The sequence below is a fragment of the Shewanella surugensis genome (assembly GCF_023284005.1).
Taxonomy (GTDB): domain Bacteria; phylum Pseudomonadota; class Gammaproteobacteria; order Enterobacterales; family Shewanellaceae; genus Shewanella; species Shewanella surugensis.
Map to the genome: position 1 here is coordinate 12,349 of NZ_JAKIKS010000037.1, position 18,159 is coordinate 30,507.

The 18,159-nt window shown below is 42.0% G+C and carries 14 protein-coding genes and 1 pseudogene; 4 read left to right on the forward strand and 11 right to left on the reverse strand.

The genetic code is table 11. From position 1 onward, the window contains the following. Window positions 1-50 precede the first annotated feature (50 nt). The 7 genes from bamB to rlmN all read right to left on the reverse strand — a co-directional run bounded on the left by bamB (window position 51) and on the right by rlmN (window position 7,353). The gene (bamB, locus tag L2764_RS11095; RefSeq protein WP_248940281.1) at window positions 51-1,238 is read right to left on the reverse strand and encodes an outer membrane protein assembly factor BamB; all 1,188 of its coding nucleotides are present in this window, start codon (window positions 1,236-1,238) and stop codon (window positions 51-53) included. An 11-nt stretch (window positions 1,239-1,249) separates the two neighbouring features. Then, window positions 1,250-1,870 (reverse strand): YfgM family protein, encoded by a 621-nt coding sequence (locus L2764_RS11100; protein ID WP_248940282.1) that lies wholly within the window; start codon window positions 1,868-1,870, stop codon window positions 1,250-1,252. A gap of 14 nt (window positions 1,871-1,884) precedes the next feature. Then, complete coding sequence (gene hisS, locus L2764_RS11105) at window positions 1,885-3,159, reverse strand: histidine--tRNA ligase (RefSeq protein WP_248940283.1); 1,275 nt, start codon at window positions 3,157-3,159, stop codon at window positions 1,885-1,887. Window positions 3,160-3,315: 156 nt separating this feature from the next. After that, complete coding sequence (gene ispG / locus L2764_RS11110) at window positions 3,316-4,428, reverse strand: flavodoxin-dependent (E)-4-hydroxy-3-methylbut-2-enyl-diphosphate synthase (RefSeq protein ID WP_248940284.1); 1,113 nt, start codon at window positions 4,426-4,428, stop codon at window positions 3,316-3,318. A 15-nt stretch (window positions 4,429-4,443) separates the two neighbouring features. Further along, window positions 4,444-5,379, reverse strand: coding sequence for a RodZ domain-containing protein (locus L2764_RS11115; protein WP_248940285.1), 936 nt, complete (start codon window positions 5,377-5,379; stop codon window positions 4,444-4,446). Between the two features lie 61 nt (window positions 5,380-5,440). Then, window positions 5,441-6,196: a type IV pilus biogenesis/stability protein PilW gene (pilW, locus tag L2764_RS11120; protein WP_248940286.1), complete on the reverse strand. Its 756-nt coding sequence runs from the start codon at window positions 6,194-6,196 to the stop codon at window positions 5,441-5,443. Window positions 6,197-6,231: 35 nt separating this feature from the next. Beyond that, a complete protein-coding gene (gene rlmN / locus L2764_RS11125) occupies window positions 6,232-7,353 on the reverse strand; it encodes a dual-specificity RNA methyltransferase RlmN (protein ID WP_248940287.1) in 1,122 nt (373 codons plus the stop codon). Between the two features lie 168 nt (window positions 7,354-7,521). Here rlmN and L2764_RS11130 point away from each other — a divergent pair, with 168 nt between their 5' ends. From L2764_RS11130 to L2764_RS11140, 3 genes and pseudogenes are all read left to right on the forward strand, one after another. After that, a complete protein-coding gene (locus L2764_RS11130) occupies window positions 7,522-8,568 on the forward strand; it encodes a CNNM domain-containing protein (RefSeq protein ID WP_248940288.1) in 1,047 nt (348 codons plus the stop codon). A gap of 152 nt (window positions 8,569-8,720) precedes the next feature. Beyond that, window positions 8,721-10,472: a bifunctional metallophosphatase/5'-nucleotidase gene (locus L2764_RS11135; protein ID WP_248940289.1), complete on the forward strand. Its 1,752-nt coding sequence runs from the start codon at window positions 8,721-8,723 to the stop codon at window positions 10,470-10,472. 346 nt (window positions 10,473-10,818) lie between these two features. Further along, window positions 10,819-12,502, forward strand: a pseudogene (locus tag L2764_RS11140) (bifunctional metallophosphatase/5'-nucleotidase). Between the two features lie 72 nt (window positions 12,503-12,574). Here the strand turns inward: L2764_RS11140 and L2764_RS11145 are convergent. Together L2764_RS11145 and L2764_RS11150 are read right to left on the reverse strand one after the other, a co-directional pair. Continuing rightward, on the reverse strand, window positions 12,575-13,078 hold the full coding sequence (locus tag L2764_RS11145) for a GNAT family N-acetyltransferase (RefSeq protein WP_248940290.1): 504 nt from the start codon (window positions 13,076-13,078) through the stop codon (window positions 12,575-12,577). A gap of 70 nt (window positions 13,079-13,148) precedes the next feature. After that, window positions 13,149-13,367 carry a DUF3820 family protein gene (locus L2764_RS11150; RefSeq protein ID WP_248940307.1) on the reverse strand — a complete coding sequence of 73 codons (219 nt, stop codon included), beginning with the start codon at window positions 13,365-13,367 and terminating at the stop codon, window positions 13,149-13,151. 194 nt (window positions 13,368-13,561) lie between these two features. On the opposite strand from L2764_RS11150, the gene L2764_RS11155 reads away from it, so the two are divergent. Continuing rightward, complete coding sequence (locus L2764_RS11155) at window positions 13,562-14,380, forward strand: M90 family metallopeptidase (protein ID WP_248940291.1); 819 nt, start codon at window positions 13,562-13,564, stop codon at window positions 14,378-14,380. A 192-nt stretch (window positions 14,381-14,572) separates the two neighbouring features. Here the strand turns inward: L2764_RS11155 and aceA are convergent, their stop codons facing one another. Both aceA and aceB read right to left on the reverse strand, forming a co-directional pair. Beyond that, on the reverse strand, window positions 14,573-15,913 hold the full coding sequence (gene aceA, locus L2764_RS11160) for an isocitrate lyase (protein ID WP_248940292.1): 1,341 nt from the start codon (window positions 15,911-15,913) through the stop codon (window positions 14,573-14,575). A gap of 69 nt (window positions 15,914-15,982) precedes the next feature. Next, complete coding sequence (aceB, locus tag L2764_RS11165) at window positions 15,983-17,617, reverse strand: malate synthase A (RefSeq protein ID WP_248940293.1); 1,635 nt, start codon at window positions 17,615-17,617, stop codon at window positions 15,983-15,985. Between the last annotated feature and the right edge of the window lie 542 nt (window positions 17,618-18,159).

Sequence of the window (18,159 nt, forward strand, 5' to 3'; positions counted from 1 at the left end):
AAGCCCCAAGCTACACAGCTAGGGGCCCTATCTTTTTGATATTTATCTATTTAAGGTAAGGTGACCTTAGACACTACACCATCACGCGCTTGTACATATAAATTATCACCAATCACAATAGGACGACTGTACAAACCTGAGCTATCAACCTGAATACGACCGACAATCTCTCCCGTTGCAACATCGAGAAAATGCAAGTAACCTTCAAAATCACCGACAACAATATTGCCTTTAAAGACCACAGACGAAGTGAGATCACGGTTAGCCAACTCAATGTTGCTCCATAACTCTAATCCATTTCGTCTATCAACGGCATAAATGCGACTATGATCGTCCACAACGAACAAATTAGCGCCAGCGTATGATAATTCATTGAAACTTGAATACTGACGTGACCAAACTATACGGCCGGAACGCATTTCCATCGACACCAGATTGCCATTATAACTGACGGCATAAATATTATCCCCCAGTAATAATGGTTTCATGTCAACATCCGCCATACGGGCAAACTCATTGCCGCCCTTGGGCGTATAAATCGATTGCTCCCATGCCGATTGACCATTGGTTTTTATCACAACGGCTATTTTACCATCAGCAGTGCCGACAAAAAAGCCGCCCGCTTCATAAGCCGCTGAGCCCGTTCCCCGTAAGGTCAAGCTGGGCAGTTGTGTATGATAAGTCCAAAGGCTAGCACCATCATTGACATTAAACGCTTGTAAGGAACCATTACCCGTATTCACCGTGACAATGTCATCGCCAACAGTGGGTGCCGACAATAACTCACCATCGGCAATCACATGCCAAAGGATCTGTCCAGTTTCAGCATCAAGGGCGATTAATAAGCCATTCTCTCCGCCAATAAACACTTTATTTCGTGCTGCGGTAATGCCTGCTGACAGCTGTATACCTTTACTAGTGGGTAACACTTCCTCTTTGAAACTGTCATTTAAATCAACAGACCAAACTGGCTCGCCACTGTCTTCATTAAAAGCCCTCACTAGACCCGCACGATCGGCAACAAACAGTTTGCCATAACGCACCGCAGGCGCTAAACGTGAATAAAAATTGCCCACACCATCGCCAACACTTTCACTCCAACTCACCATCGGAAATACGCTTGCTTGAATATCTTTCAGCTCACTGACAGGTTCTTCTTCCACATCGGTCGATGAACACGCTGACAATATACCAACACTCAAACTACACGCGAATAACGCTTTGCACCAAGACTTCATGGGCAGATCCCTTATGCCTTATTTAAATTGTCTAACTTCATTTGTAAAGCGGGGCTCGTTGTCATCCCACCTTCATCAACGGCCGATTGATACGCCACTTTAGCCTGATCTTCTTCACCTTGCTGAACCAAGAAATCCCCTTTTAACTCATCTCGCTGAGCAAGAAAAGCCGGATCATTGACTTGATCTAAGGTGGCGATAGCCGCGGCAAATTGACCTTGCTGCGCCTGCACTCTCGCTAAACGAATACTCGCTAACATCACCAAACTCTTGTCCGGATTACTGGCAATCACACTTTTGAGCGCTGTAGTGGCTCGATCATAATCCGCTTGCTCGACAGCCGCCTTGGCGACCATCAACTCAATCAAAGCTTGATAACCTGACTCACTGTAATTTTTAGAAAAATTGTCAGCACCTGTCAGCAATTGAGCTTCAGTTTCACTTGGCGCGGTTAACGCTTGAAACGCCTCTGAGGCCGTTTCCGTTTGCGTGACTTGATGATCAGAATAATAATTCCAGCCAACAAGTCCACCTAAACCCACCACGGCACCAATCACGATAGAGGTACCATAATCTTTCCAGAACTGTTTGATAGCATCAACTTGTTGTTCTTCTGTGCTATAAATTTCCATGTACTCTTCCCCTATTAAATCAGTTCTGCAATATAAGCCGCTAATAGATCTTGAGCAATCACAGCTTGCCCTTTATCATCACGTAAGTGCTTAACCACAACTTGGTTATTGTCTAATTCATTTTCACCAATAATGAGCGCAATACTCGCACCACTATTATCCGCGCGTTTCATTTGTTTCTTTACATTACCGCCACCACAATGGGTCATCACTTTACAGTGGGGTAAGCTTGTACGCAATTGTTCTGCTATTTTTACCGCCGCAATACGGCAATTATCCCCCATCCCTGCGACATAAACATCAACCGCCGCTGGAATGTCTTTGGTCAATGCTAAGGTTTCAAGCAATAATACAATACGCTCAATGCCCATGGCAAAACCCACTGCGGGGGTATCTTTACCGCCGAGCTGACCCACTAAACCATCATAACGACCACCCGCTAACACCGTACCCTGAGCACCTAGACTATCGGTTATCCATTCAAAAACAGTGCGATTATAATAATCTAAGCCACGCACGAGACGAGGATTAATGGTGTATTGGATACCCACAGCGTCTAAGAGTTCACAAAAATGTGAAAAATGTTGACGAGATGCTTCACCTAAATAATCCTTCAACGCAGGTGCATCCACTAATAAGGCCTGAATACTGGCATTTTTAGTGTCCAATACCCGCAGTGGATTGGTGTACATCCGGCGCTGACTCTCTTCATCTAATGCATCTTTGTGGTCTTCTAAAAAGGCGATCAATGCATCACGATATTGCGCGCGTTCATCACTATCACCTAAGGTATTAATCTCTAAACGAACATGTTCACTAATGCCTAACTTTTGCCATAGGCGCGCCGATAACATTAACACTTCAGCATCACTGTCAGCGCTGGCAATACCGTAAACTTCGACACCAAATTGGTGAAATTGACGGTAACGGCCTTTTTGAGGACGCTCATGACGGAACATAGGACCCATATACCACAAGCGCTGCTCTTGGTTATATAACAAGCCGTGTTGATTACCTGCACGTACAGTAGAGGCTGTACCTTCGGGTCGTAATGTTAAGCTATCGCCATTACGATCTTCAAAGGTGTACATTTCTTTTTCAACAATGTCCGTCACTTCACCGATAGAGCGTTTAAAAAGATCGGTACTTTCTACAATCGGCGTGCGAATTTCACTGTAGCCATAAGCACTCACTGACTCTCTTAATACATTCTCTACTTTTTGCCATATTGGACTTTGTGTCGGCAGTATATCGTTCATGCCGCGAATTGCTTGGATTGTTTTTGCCACTGTATCAACTCGTTCTATAGTCTATAAAATTGAAAACGCCCCTAACCCCTAATATAGGCGTAGGTGCCATTGACTCAAGATGTTCCCCATTAATAACACTACGTCCCCTAAGCCATTTGAGCTGCAGTGTTTCAAATGCTCTATGAACACGGGTTATTATTTCACTTCTTTGGTGGGGATACGACTCTCTAATAACGCCGCTTTTGTGCGAATTTTGGCTTCTAATGAATCTAAAATATTGTCATTATCGAAGCGCTCTTTTTGTCTTACGCCATCCTTATAATAACCGCTCATACGATGTCCGCCGGTTAAACCGATATCTGACACTAAGGCTTCACCGGGACCATTGACTACGCAGCCAATAATCGACACATCCATGGCGGTGGTGACATCGTCTAAACGCTGCTCAAGCGCATTGACCGTTGAAATCACATCAAACTCTTGACGCGAGCAAGAAGGACAAGCAATAAAATTAATGCCTCGCGAGCGGATCCGCAGCGACTTTAAAATATCGAAGCCGACTTTAATTTCTTCAATAGGATCGGCAGCAAGCGAAATACGTAACGTGTCCCCGATCCCTTCAGCCAGTAACATACCAAGACCTACAGCTGACTTCACGGAGCCTGCACGCGCGCCGCCCGCTTCAGTAATGCCTAAATGCAAGGGTTGGTTGATTTGTTTAGCCAATAAACGGTAAGACTCGACCGCTAAGAACACGTCCGATGCCTTTACACTGACTTTAAATTGATCGAAGTTCAACCTGTCTAAAATATCGACATGACGCATCGCAGATTCAAATAGCGCTTCGGGGGTTGGCTCCTTGTACTTATCCATTAACTCTTTTTCAAGTGAGCCGCCATTCACACCAATACGAATAGGAATATTACTATCCCGAGCACATTCAACCACGCTACGAATGCGATCTTCATTACCAATATTACCCGGATTAATACGCAGACAATCCACACCGTACTCTGCCACTTTGAGGGCAATTCGGTAATCAAAATGGATATCGGCAATCAGGGGAATTTGCGTTTGCAGTTTAATTTGTTTAAAAGCTTCAGCGGCGTCCATGGTGGGAATAGACACTCTGACTAAATCCGCTCCCACATTTTCAAGCGCGTTAATTTGTGCCACTGTCGCTGCGACATCCGTGGTGCGGGTATTGGTCATTGATTGCACAGCAATAGGCGCACCATCACCAATAGGCACATCACCTACGTAAATGCGGGTTGAAGGACGTCTAATTATTGGAGATTCATTGTACATGATTAATTTGCTCTATTATTCACCAAGCGGAATGGTCAAACGGGCCACTTTACCGCTAGGAAAAGACGCTAAATTGACATTTTGATCATTAAACGAAACCGTTACAGATTGGGGGGCTCCAAGTAGCACAGCAAAAGGTGCTTGTCCTGATAAACTCACCGTATCATTAGCCTGTTTAAGACCTGAAGTCAGTACCTTACCGGTCTCATCCGTGACTTTAACCCAGCAATCACCACTTAAATTAAACACCAGTGTCGATTGTGCGGACGCGGCGCCATTATCGCCATTGGTCGATACACGAATGTCATTATTGGCATTCGCAGCGTCATTGTTCACACTGGTTGAAGGGACAGCAGAAAGACTATGAGTCGCAGGTAAAGGATTATCTAAAGTCATTAGATCCTTATTCACAGCAGCTGCATTCGCTTGAGTCGCATCGATAGTGCTTTGATCTAACATCTGATGACCTTCAGCCACTTCTTCAACGGTCGGTTGAGAAATATCCAATTCGGTTTCCATCGACGATTTCTGTATCCACCACCAAACCAACAAAGCCAACAACACAATGGCTATCAGATAGGTGAGCAGCATTAATCGACCATCTCTGGCTTGACGAGTGGTTCGTCGAGAAAAGCTTTGCATATTGGGCTGTTTATCATTCGCCAATATGGTATTTAAACAGGCTTGAATGTCATCGGGATCGGCTTGTACTATTCTGGCAAAATTCTTAACGTAGCCTCTAACGTAAGTCGTTCCGCCAAGCTCGGAGAAATCATCAGCCTCAATTTTCTCCACAATAATCGGTCTTAAGTTAAGCCGTTGTGCGACTTCAGCAACGGATAAACCTTTCGTTTCACGGGCACTTTTTAGTTTTTCACCTAAAGTGGGCTCTTTATTCACCGCTTCATCATTATCGCCATCGTTGGGCAACTCAATATGTTTCTTTTTCATTAGTGCATACTAGCCCGATATTATATGGTTATGTCAGATGATTGTGACGCTCAATCATTCATTAGAATGTGCTTGTCGCCACGCTCTCATCAAGACCCTGTCCAATTTTGCTCCCCAGCGCTAAACTTTCCGTTGTTCTTGGTAATACCTTGTAATAACGAGTCAACTGCTCATGCGCGGCAACAAAATCACCTAATTCTACTTCAATTTCAACCAGTTCAAGTAACGATGTCTTTCTTCTCGGATTGTATCTTAACGCTTTATGGAAATAGTTTCGCGCTTTTTCTAATTTTCCCGCTTTGCGGCTACAGATCCCTAAATTTTCATAGGTCGCAGAAAACTCGGTATAACTGAGTTCTGACACCGCCTTTAAAAACTGCTTTTCAGCTTCAGTATATTGGCCTTGCTGACATAAAAACACGCCAAAATTATTAAAACTATCACCCGAGACATCATCGGCATCTAATGCATCTTGAAACGCCTGCTTTGTATGCACTTTATCACCTACAGACTGATGGTAATAAGCTAAAGCTAAATTAACGGCTTCTAATTTCGGCGCGTAAAGAAAGGCTTTATCTAAGTTATATTTCGCTTGCTCGTTATTACCTTTGTGTAAATACATCAGTGCTAATTGGACCCGCTGCTTCGCCGCTGCCAGTCCATTAAACACCGTATCCGAAACAGGCTTACCTGTCCCAACATACGTCCTCTGTGTCACACATCCCACTAAACTCAAGGATATCAGCAACAAAATACGCCAGCCGCCCATTCCTTTTCGCCATTTTTGTCGCATTCCTTGTCGCATTCCTTGTCGCATGAGCCAAGATCCATTTTAATCAGTTGATCAAAAAGTTAGCCTATTGTGACTGAAATTTGATTCTCTTGCATGCGTTTTTTCGCCAAACGCTGAGTTCTATCTTTAATATCACCCGCCAGTTGCCCACAGGCAGCATCAATGTCATCCCCACGGGTTTTACGCACGATGACCGTTAAATTATAACTCATTAATACCTTAGAAAACCTATCGATACGAGAGTTAGAGGAACGTCCATACGGTGATCCAGGGTAAGGGTTAAACGGAATAAGATTAATTTTACAAGGAGTATCTTTCATTACCTGCGCTAATTCATGCGCTTGCTCTGTACTGTCATTGATATGATCTAACATCACATATTCAACGGTAACTCGACCACGATTGGCATTAGATTTTGCTAAATAACGGCGGATCCCCGCTAAAAACGCCTCTAAAGGATATTTTTTATTGACAGGAACAAGGACATCACGCAATTCATCATTTGGTGCATGAATACTGACCGCTAATGCCACATCAATCATATCACCTAATTTGTCTAATGCGGGCACCACACCGGAAGTGGATAACGTCACACGACGCTTAGACAAACTAAAACCGAAATCATCAAGCATGATATCCATAGCAGGAACGACATTTTTCAAATTAAGCAACGGTTCGCCCATTCCCATCATCACTACATTGGTAATAGGACGCTCACCCGTATCCTTTTGAAAACCTAAAAATTCGGCGACTCGCCAAATTTGTCCCACTATTTCAGATACGGTTAAATTGCGGTTAAAACCTTGCTGAGCTGTCGAACAAAAAGTACATTCAAGGGCACAGCCCACTTGAGAAGACACACACAAGGTGGCTCTTTCATCTTCTGGAATATAAACCGTTTCGACTTCTTGGCCTTGCCCCACATTAATCGCAAATTTAATGGTGCCATCAGCTGATTTTTGATAGCTGGAAATACCCGGTGCAACCACTTCACAGCGTTGCGCTAATTTAGCCCGCAACACCTTATTAATATTTGTCATTTGTTCGAAATCACTTACACCAAAGTGATAAAGCCATTTCATCAGCTGATCGGCGCGAAAGGGTTTTTCTCCCATATCGGCAAATAATGCTCGCATTGATTTACGATCAAGATCCAATAAATTGATCTTTTTTTCACTCATTGTAACTAACCTCAAAACCTAGTACCTGCTGCAGGACAGCAAATTATACAGAAATCAGCATATTTTAGCTAGTTTTCGTCATCGGCAAGTCAACACAAATAGTGCTCACTCACCGATAAATGTTATCCTGCTCACCCGTTTGTCCAATCAAGCTTGGATCTCCACACTATGCTCACCTTAGTCATCATTGTCTTACTTGCATTAACTGTCTCTTTTATATGCAGTATATTTGAAGCCGTATTACTGTCTGTGACTAATAGCTATATTACGACACTCAGTCAAAGTGATGCCGTTTCTGCTGCTCGCCTGAAAAAGCAAAGAAACAATATTGAATCCCCCTTGGTTTCTATTTTAACGCTCAACACCATGTCTCATACCGTCGGAGCGGCAGTCGCAGGGGCTCAAGCCAGTAAAATTTTTGGCGATCAAATGTTTGGTGTTTTTTCTGCTGTACTCACTTTCCTTATTTTATTTTTGTCAGAAATTATCCCTAAGACTTTAGGGGCCAATCACTGGCGCCGCCTAGCCCCACTGACATCGCTGTTTATTTTATGGATGGAAAAAACCACCTTACCGTTAATTTGGCTCTCTAGCAGAGCAACACAATTATTGGGTAAAGGCGATCAAGGATTGTATATTCGCCAAGAAATTAGCTCTATGGCCCAAATAGGCAAAGAGTCGGGAGAATTGGACGAACAAGAATCCCATATTCTCATTCAAATGCTTAACGTAAAAGAAATGCCTGTCACCACCATAATGACGCCTAGAACAGTGGTATTTAAATTGCCGATGTCAATGACATTAAAAGATTTTACTTATCAACATCTGCATTCTCCTTTTTCTCGTATTCCGATATATGATAAAGACCCCGACGATATCATAGGCTTTATTAATCGTCATGATGCCATTAATGCCGCCAATACCACCCCCGCTGAATATGTAGCCATTTTAAAACAATCGCTATTAATTGTGCCCGAAACGGCCAAAATTTTACCTTTATTTCAATTGATGATTAAGCGCAGTACTAAGATTGCGATGGTAGTTGATGAGTACGGTTGTGATTTAGGCATCATTACTCTGGAAGATATTGTTGAGTCATTACTCGGTTTAGAAATTGTAGACAGTAACGATCCCGCGGCTGATATGCAGCAACTCGCTAGACAGCTCTGGCAAAAACGCATACAACAAAAAGGGATCCGAATATCGGGGCAATAATTAACAGTATAGACAAGCCCCCGAGATCTCAATAACACTCGCATTTTCATATCACTTGGGCATACAAACCAAGCTTAACAAGAATTAACCTCGCAAACCACTTGAAGGCCTAAGTGGTTTGGCTATAATCCTTGTACTAATAAGAGGTAATAATGACTGTAATCTATTCTTGTAAACTGGCTCATATCAACGACACCCATTCTCATTTTGATCCCAATCGCATCCATTTTAATTTCGAGCACAAAGATAAAGCATTATCATTACATACCCATAGTGGCGGATATTCAAGACTCGCTTTTCAAATAGAAAAAGCGCGCCAACAAGCCTTAGACGATCAGCAATCCTTCTTATTTCTCCATGGCGGCGACAGCTTTCAAGGCACCTTGTATTTTCGTGAGTTTAAAGGCAAAGCCAATGCCCATTTACTCAATTTACTCAAGCCCGATGCAATGGTACTCGGCAATCATGAAATTGATGCTGGTAATGGACCGGTGTTGTCTTTTTTAAATAATATCGACTTCCCTTTATTGGCCGGTAATATGGACTTAAGCCAAGAGGACATAGGCAAAACAACTCGATTAAGGGATCACAAAAACTTATTGGATTTTGATCCACAAACGCAAACGGCCAAAGTGTTATTAAAGCCTCTCCAAGATAAAACCTTGGCTATTGTGGGGATCACTCTCGATCAAATGAAAGAGATTGCGCGGCCTGATCCCGACACTCACTTTGTTGACGCCATTGAAACGACTCAACGAACCGTCGATAAGCTCAAAAAGCAAGGCATTGACCATATCATTATTTTAAGTCATTTAGGCTTAACGCAAGACAGAGCCTTAGCACAACAGATCCCCGACATCAGTCTCATCATTGGGGGTCACTCTCACAGCTTACAAGATGATTTTACCCAATTTGGTCTCCCTTACCTGCCTTACGGAGAAAGAGTTAACACTATCCCTATCCTCCATGCGGGAAAATATGCCGAAACACTGGGTATTGCCGATATAGAATTTAACGCAGAAGGGCGAGTCACCCTGCTCAATGGCCACAATTATTTCATGCTCGATAAGCAATTTATGCTTGAATCTGCTCAAGGCGTAGCAACTGATGATTATGCGTGGGCCCATGCCCAACTTAGTGCTCATCCCTCTATCTTATGGGATGATGAAGCAGCCAATATAAGGCAGACCATCGACACGCTTTATCGTCCTACACTCATTGCACTTGAAGAGCAGATTATTAATTTTGTTCCCAAAAATCTTATTCACACTCGCCTACCCAGTAAAGCCCTCCCCCACGGTAGTGAAATATCCCCCTGGATAAGCCGCAGTATTTACCATGAAACAAGAATATTGGATGAAACAATTGACTTCGCCCTGCATAACGCAGGCGGTGTGCGCCAATCGCTGGCAAAAGGTCACTTAACGCTGGCCGAAGTCGTTGGCCGGCTACTGCCCTTTGATTTACCTTTAGTTAAATATCAAATTCAAGGTCGTTATCTCTATCAAGCCATTGAGTCTTCTATTAACCATGCGACCAATAACAGTGTCATAGGCACAGGGGCTGGCAGTTTTCCTTACGCTTATGGATTACGCTACTTTTATGATGGCCGTCGTCCATTGGGGCAACGCATCACGCAATTGGATATTCTGATACAAGAAGAACATCACTCTAAAAATCAGCAAGAGTCATGGAAACCTGTTAATGTGGACCACTATTATGTGGGAGTGTCATCTGAATATACCGCATCGGGTAAAGAGGGTTATCAGGCCTTACAACAAGCCAAATGGCAACGCCCGATTAGTGAACTGTCATTGGCTCAAGCCTTTATTCAGTTTATGCAAAAAGAGCAAGATTTAGAACAAACATTACCTCTTCAAGTGCATTATACTAGTCATCATTAATGCACTTTTAGGCTGATTTTCATCAAGTCATCATCATTTTTAAATAAATCATATTTTTAGCGCTATTTTTTGAAGTAGCGCGTCATTTCATCCCCGTGCATCCAAATCTTAAGGTTTAATCCAAATAATAAGTAAATGTGAAAGAGATAAATAAAACTCAACCTATTGTTTTAATAAATATAACTTATAACCTTTACTGATAAATACTGTCACTACGTAGACTGAATATAAAAATAATCGATAAAAAAGCCTTTTTTAGAGCAATCACTAAATAAAAATTCAGTTTATATACAGATAGCCTCCTATAACCTGAACGGCATTAAACTCATCTTTAGGTTAAATAAATATGGCACCGACATATTCATTGATACTTGCCCACATCAATGATACCCATTCGCACTTTGATCCAAGCGATGTAAAATTTGATCTCATTCGTGACAATAGACGCTTAACTCTCCACAGTCGAAGTGGAGGATATTCTCGCCTGAGTCATCATATCAAATGCGCTCAGCAACAAGCCAAACGGCAACAACAAGCGTTCTTATTTCTGCATGCTGGTGGATAGTTTCGAAGGAACGCTCTATTACAGTCAGTTCAAAGGGAAAGCCAATTCACACTTACTCAATATACTCAAACCTGATGCTATGGTATTAGGCAACCATGAAATGAATGCAGGTAACGCGCCCGTAAAAGCTTTTCTAGATGAAATACAATTTCCTTTACTCGCAGGTAATATGGATCTCAGCCAAGAATCGCCTAATAAAATCGAAAAAATGGCTCAGCATAAAAACTTACTGGATTACGATACAGAGACTCAAACAGCAAAAGTATTATTCAAGTCTCTACAAGATAAGACCATGGCGATTATAGGGATCACATTAGAAGAAATGCATAATATTGCCAGGCCCGATCTCGACACGCATTTTAGAAATTCCATTCAAACGACAATCACAACCGTCGAAAAACTGAAACAACAAGGTATTGTGCACATCATCATTTTAAGTCACCTCGGCATAACCCAAGATCGCCTACTCGCAGAAAAAGTCCCAGGGATCAGTCTGATTGTCGGTGGACATAGCCACAGCCTTCAAGGCGATTTTTCTTCATTAGGACTCACTGCTACGCCCTACGGTGAAAAAGTTAACAACACCCGCATCTTACATGCAGGAAAACATGCAGAGACCTTAGGCCTTGCAGAAATAGAATTCGATAGTTCAGGGCAGGTCACCTCACTCAATGGCCATAATCACTTTATGCTGGATCATCAATTCAGTTTAAGTTCTCCTCAAAAAATCAAACCGGAAGATCATGACTGGGCACATCAACAATTATTAGGCCATAGGAATATTGCTTGGAATGAAGAAGACCATGAAATGGAAGCGATCATCAGTACTCAATATCGCCCGACCATTGCCCGCTTACAAGAAAAGATCCTCGGATTTCTGCCCAAAAACTTAATTCATACTCGTATACCCAGCACCTCATTACCCCATGGTAGTGAAATTTGCCCTTGGGTCTGTCGCAGTATGTACCATGAAGTGAAAGCCCTTAATCCTCAGCTCACCTTAGCTGAGGTCATTGGCCGCATTCTTCCCTTTGAATTACCTTTAGTCACTTATGAAATTGAGGGGCAATATTTATTTCAAACCTTAGAGGCTGCCATTAACCTCGCAACCAACAACATGATAGGCTCTGGCGCAGGCGGTTTCCCATACGCTTACGGATTGAGATATTTCTATGATGGTCGAGCAAAAGAAGGTGAAAGGATCACAAAAATTGAAATATTTAATAAACATAATCAACAACAATGGCAAAAAATCAATAGAAGTCAATGTTATATTGGTGTTTCATCTGACTATACTGTCTCTGGAAAAGAAGGTTATCATCCGTTACTCAATTCTAGGTGGATGAAAGATTTATCCGATTTAACCTTACCTGAAGCCTTCATTCAACATATGAGTAATACCAGAAACTTACAAAAAGTATTAATACCGAATGTCCACTATACCAGTCACTTAAGTCTCCATTGAAAAGAGATAAAATCTTCTCTCTCTTTTCATTCTGAATATTTTATATCGTTCTGTAGCCTATGCCCTTGATACTTAAGGTTGTAAACCTTTCTCCATCAAAAAACCCATTATCACTTGACCCGACTTTTCTTGATAGCTTCGATGCACCTGCTTGAACCCTTGAGATAAAAATAAAGGCTTAGACAATACTGACGCATCAACACTCAAGCGAGTAAAACCTTGTGCTGAGGCCCAATCTTGCAGGCAGAGGTATAAACGCGTCGCAATGCCTCGATGTTGATAATTAGGATGCACGTATAAACTATCGATATAACCTCGGCTGACATAGCCGATTTCAACATTGATAAAACCACAACATCTTGGCCGAGCTTGATATAATTGAGTATCGTCTAACATCAGCCAAGTTTGACTATTCGATAAACGCTTCTGCCAATGATAATTCGATCGCGGCGCTTTTGACCATGCTTGTTGGTGTAAGACTGAATACACATCGTCATCAATGGCATGAATGGCATCATGAAATAGCTGGCTCACACAAGAGGCATACTCTTTTGTATAAGGAATAATAAATAACATAGTTGGCCTTTATACCCTTAACCATCCGCTGACATAACGATCTTTTCTCGAATCATTTTAAGATTAAAAGTTAGCCTCTAACCTCTAATAAGGGTTGTAACATGGATTCCAATCCATTAAGTTTTATCTCATACATTAAGGCTAACTGTTGCCCCAATTTACCGTCAGGAAACCCTTTCGCATGAAACCAAACTAAATAAGGCTCAGGCAAGGTTAACAATTTTCGTCCAGCATATTTTCCAAAAGGCATTTTTTGATGAATGGCCTCGAATAATGCTTGTTCGTCCATACTGGTATTGTTCAACATAGTCGACTCCATTGGATCTTTATCACCTCACATTTTCAATGTCCTCATTATGGCAATCCAACCATTGAATGCCAATCATTATTGCGTTATCCCTTTCCAATATCTCAAGCATGGCCTTGAATATTCCCCAAAGACCCCCTATCTCTTTAAGATAAGTACAATGAAAGGATGTCAGTATGGTCATATTCATTATCATGTTAATCAGCGTCTGCGCCATTACTTGGATATGGTCACGTAATTGGCGTGTCGAAACAAAACGCAGAAAAATAAAATCTCAACCTTTTCCTAAAACTTGGCGCCTGATCCTTAAACAGCGTTTTCCTTATTTCAATGCCATGCCGACGGATCTTCAACTGCAACTTAAACAGCTTATTCAAGTTTTTGTCACAGAAAAAACCTTTGTAGGCTGCCAAGGCCTGAAAGTTGATGATGATATTAAGGTAACCATCGCCGCTCAAGCCTGTTTATTATTACTGAATCGAAAGACCGATTTTTACCCTAAACTGACCGAAATATTAGTCTACCCCTCTATTTTTGTTGTCGAACATCCAGAACAAATTGGTCAAATTGTCTCTTCAAAACCCAAAGTACTATCCGGCGAATCATGGCAAAATGGTAAAGTGATTTTATCTTGGCAAACCACCCAAGATAATGCCTCCCATCCATTTGAAGGCAATAACGTGGTGATCCACGAGTTTGCTCATCAGCTGGATCAAGAAAACGGCACAGCTAATGGCGCCCCCATTTTAAACCGAATGGAAGATTATCAATCTTGGTCTAAGGTGTTAGCCGATGAATATGCGTTGTTAGTCACAGCAGCTAAACATCAACAAATCTCACTTTTCAGCTATTATGGTGCAACCAACCCAGCGGAATTTTTTGCTGTGATTAGTGAAGTATTTTTTGAGAAGCCCCATGATTTTGTTCAGCAACATCCCGCGCTCTATCGAGAGCTGAGCCATTTTTACAAGTTAGACCCGATCCACTGGCATTAGATTTTTATATCAGTAAGTAAGCTTTACTCGGATGAAAGAAAAGACCGTACAGCTCGGTTGGAGACTGTACGGTAAATATTACAATCGAAAATCAGTTATCCTACTTTATTTATCTTCACTCACCCCAGTCAATACGTCATCGAATAATGATCTCTTTAAACCATGACGAGCCAAACTAAAATAGCGTTCCATCTACGCTTTATTGACATAGAATTGTTGTTCCTCTGTCGATCCGGTCAATGCCGTCACCGATGAGTGGCCCCCTTGAATAATATTAGTGACACGATCAAAATATCCCGTACCCACTTCTTGTTGATGAGCCACAAAACTGTAGCCTTTTTTGGCGGCAGCAAACTCGGCTTCTTGCACTTTTTCAACATAATGTGTCATGCCCTCACCTCGAGCGGTATCATAAGCAAGATCGAACATGTTGTACCACATGCTATGGATCCCAGCCAAGGTGATAAACTGATACTTATACCCCATATCAGAGAGCTCTTGCTGGAAGTGAGAAATCTGCTCATCCGTTAAACTTTTCTTCCAATTAAATGAAGGAGAGCAATTGTAAGCCATTAACTGTTCAGGAAAATGTTCATGTATCGCATCGGCAAAGCGTCTGGCTTCGTCTAAACAAGGCGTCGCCGTTTCACACCATAACAAATCAGCAAACGGCGCATAGGCTAAGCCGCGAGAAATGGCTTGGTCAATACCCGCCCTCACTTTAAAAAATCCCTCTTCGGTGCGCTCACCCGTGATAAAATCTCTATCCTGTGGATCGCAATCTGATGTTAATAGATCGGCACCATTGGCATCTGTTCTTGCTATTACTAAGGTTTCAACACCGCACACATCTGCTGCCAACCTTGCTGAAATCAACTTTTGCACCGCCTCTTTTGTCGGTACCAATACTTTTCCCCCCATATGACCACACTTTTTAACTGAGGCTAATTGATCTTCAAAATGAACCCCAGCCGCGCCAGCATCAATCATACTCTTCATCAACTCAAATGCATTCAGTACGCCACCAAATCCTGCTTCGGCATCAGCAACGATAGGTAAAAAGTAGTTAACATAACCTTTATCTCCTGGATTATGCCCACTGGACCATTGAACCTGATCCGCTCGGCGAAAAGCATTATTCACATTCGATACCACAGCAGGTACTGAATTAGACGGGTATAAAGATTGGTCTGGGTACATATTGCCCGACAAATTCGCATCAGCAGCGACTTGCCATCCAGATAAATAGATGGCTTCAATGCCGGCTTTTGCTTGCTGCACTGCTTGCCCACCTGAAAGCGTTCCTAAAGAATTCACATAGCCTTTTCTCGCCTCACCGTGAACCAACTCCCAAAGCCTTGCGGCGCCCAGCTTAGCGATGGTATTTTCAGGCACTAAGGAGCCTCTTAATGCAAGCACTTCTTCAGCACTATAAGGACGATTGACATTTTTCCAACGTGGGTTTTCAGCCCAATCTTTTTTAATCACATCGACTTGCTGCTGGCGTGAAATGTTACCCAGTTTATTGGTCATAATCGTCTCCTCAGGTTTATCTTCAGCAGGCTGTACTTTATTAGCCTGCTGTCGTGCTAACACATGGCTTTAAGCAATGAGTAAATTTGAAGCGGGCTCCGTTAGAAAACCGATTAACTCATCCGCCAACACCATATTTTCCAGTAAAACGGCTGCCTCGGTGTATCGTCCATGGGTAAACTCATTGACTCCCACTTCTTGCTTCACCTTCGCAAGCTCTTCAATTAGCATACTTTTCACTAATAATTTAGTCACTATCTGCCCGTTTGATAATGACACTTGATGTTTAATCCATTGCCAAATAGAAGTGCGCGCAATTTCAGCCGTCGCGGCATCTTCCATGAGTCCATAAATAGGTACACTCGCTTGTCCATTAATCCAAGCTTGGATATATTGCAAAGCAATGTGTAAATTTAACCGTATACCCGCTTCCGTTCTCTCTCCCTGACAAGGCATGAGTAACTCTTTCGCTGAAATAGGCGCGTCAACATCACGAGTAACATGTAACTGGTTAGCATGATTTTCACCGATGTACTGCTCAAATGCAGCGATTGACACATCAATTAATCCCTCATGAGCCACCCAAGTCCCATCATGACCATGGTGAGCCTCAACTTGTTTATCATTGAAGACTTGCGTTAATATTTTCTCATTGTCTGCCGCCATCTCGCTAGGAATACACGCCGCCATTCCCCCGATTGCCATTGCTCCACGTTTATGACACGTTTTCACTAACAACCTTGAGTAAGCACTCATTAAAGATGCATCCATGGTGACCGCTTGTCTATCGGGTAAAATTCGATCTTTATGATTTTTTAGTGTTTTGATGTAACTAAAAATATAATCCCAACGCCCACAATTGAGTGCCACTATGTTCGAGCGCAATTCATATAAAATTTCATCCATTTCAAAAACGGCAGGCAAGGTTTCAATTAAGCAAGTGCATTTAATCGTTCCAGGACGTAAACAATAACGCTCTTCAACAAAGGAGAAGATTTTTGCCCACAGCCTTGCCTCTAAATGGCTTTCTAACTTAGGTATATAGAAGTAAGGCGCAGTTCCTTTTTCTAAAAGTTTTAGATAGTTATTATGAAAATAAACACAAAAATCAAAAAATGCCGCAGGAATGGCCTCTCCCTTAAAGGCCATATGCATCTCTGACATATGCAAGCCCCTTACCCGGCACATCAATACCGCTGAATCAGCCTTTAATTGGTAATATTGATTGGTCTCTGGGCAGGTATAATCCATATCGCCATTGATCGCATCACGTAAGTTTTCTTGACCGCTGATCAGTTGCTGCCAGCTCGGCGTTAACGCATCTTCAAAATCAGCCATAAAGACTTTGGCATTGGCATTCAGTCCATTAATCACTCTCTTACGATCAACCGGCCCCGCTAACTCCACCCGTCTATCAAGTAGATCGTGAGGGATTGACGCTATGCGCCAATCCGATCCACGCACCTTTTGGGTGTCAGGTAAAAAATGAGGCAGCTCTCCTTTATCAATAGACAATTGTTTTTGTGCGCGCGCTTTAAGTAAATGAGCCACTTCATCGGCAAAATTCTCACACACTTTTTCAATTAAGCTGAAGGTTCCCGGCATTAACACATCGCTCTGCTCTGCCACGATCCGATCTTGATGGCTCCCTTTAATCACAAGAGATGAAGCTGTTGTTATTTTATCTATTGTATTTATTGCCATCTCGACGGCTCCGTATAAATAAGGGACAGCAAGCGCACTTACTTCCAAATGTTGAATTACAACAAAACTTAAAGCTTAATCTTGATGATTGCAACCTTCTAAGTAATGACTGCAAGAGAAAATTCAGTCCCGAAAACCAGATTTAAATTGGTCTTACCAAAAGAAAAATCAACCAACAACAAACTGAAAAATAATAATATTTCAAGATAACTCTAATATATAACTCTAGATTTAAAGCCGTTTTTAATAATTTGTCAGACAAATTGACCAATGATGCCGAAATGAAAGTTAATACGTAATTAAATTACATTGCGTAATTATTTTGTTACGTATTTAAATTGCTTTTTTCAGTCTATTAATTTAACGGTTTGTTTTGAACTTCCGCCGAAGCAAAGAAAGTAAATATCGTAAAGTCAAGATGTTATAAATGATCACAATCAGCAAAAAAGTAAACAATCGTTTCAAGCTTACGTTTACGTCAACATAACCGAGGGGTATCGATAAAAAAAATGAAATATGAATTATGTTTAGCGATCAACACA

Excerpts from the sequence above, each read along its gene's own strand:
- bamB (WP_248940281.1), bottom strand. The coding sequence starts at position 1,238 with ATGAAGTCTTGGTGCAAAGCGTTATTCGCGTGTAGTTTGAGTGTTGGT.
- L2764_RS11100 (WP_248940282.1), bottom strand. The coding sequence starts at position 1,870 with ATGGAAATTTATAGCACAGAAGAACAACAAGTTGATGCTATCAAACAG.
- ispG (WP_248940284.1), bottom strand. The coding sequence starts at position 4,428 with ATGTACAATGAATCTCCAATAATTAGACGTCCTTCAACCCGCATTTAC.
- L2764_RS11115 (WP_248940285.1), bottom strand. The coding sequence starts at position 5,379 with ATGAAAAAGAAACATATTGAGTTGCCCAACGATGGCGATAATGATGAA.
- pilW (WP_248940286.1), bottom strand. The coding sequence starts at position 6,196 with ATGCGACAAGGAATGCGACAAGGAATGCGACAAAAATGGCGAAAAGGA.
- rlmN (WP_248940287.1), bottom strand. The coding sequence starts at position 7,353 with ATGAGTGAAAAAAAGATCAATTTATTGGATCTTGATCGTAAATCAATG.
- L2764_RS11130 (WP_248940288.1), top strand. The coding sequence starts at position 7,522 with ATGCTCACCTTAGTCATCATTGTCTTACTTGCATTAACTGTCTCTTTT.
- L2764_RS11135 (WP_248940289.1), top strand. The coding sequence starts at position 8,721 with ATGACTGTAATCTATTCTTGTAAACTGGCTCATATCAACGACACCCAT.
- L2764_RS11145 (WP_248940290.1), bottom strand. The coding sequence starts at position 13,078 with ATGTTATTTATTATTCCTTATACAAAAGAGTATGCCTCTTGTGTGAGC.
- L2764_RS11150 (WP_248940307.1), bottom strand. The coding sequence starts at position 13,367 with ATGGACGAACAAGCATTATTCGAGGCCATTCATCAAAAAATGCCTTTT.
- L2764_RS11155 (WP_248940291.1), top strand. The coding sequence starts at position 13,562 with ATGGTCATATTCATTATCATGTTAATCAGCGTCTGCGCCATTACTTGG.
- aceA (WP_248940292.1), bottom strand. The coding sequence starts at position 15,913 with ATGACCAATAAACTGGGTAACATTTCACGCCAGCAGCAAGTCGATGTG.
- aceB (WP_248940293.1), bottom strand. The coding sequence starts at position 17,617 with ATGGCAATAAATACAATAGATAAAATAACAACAGCTTCATCTCTTGTG.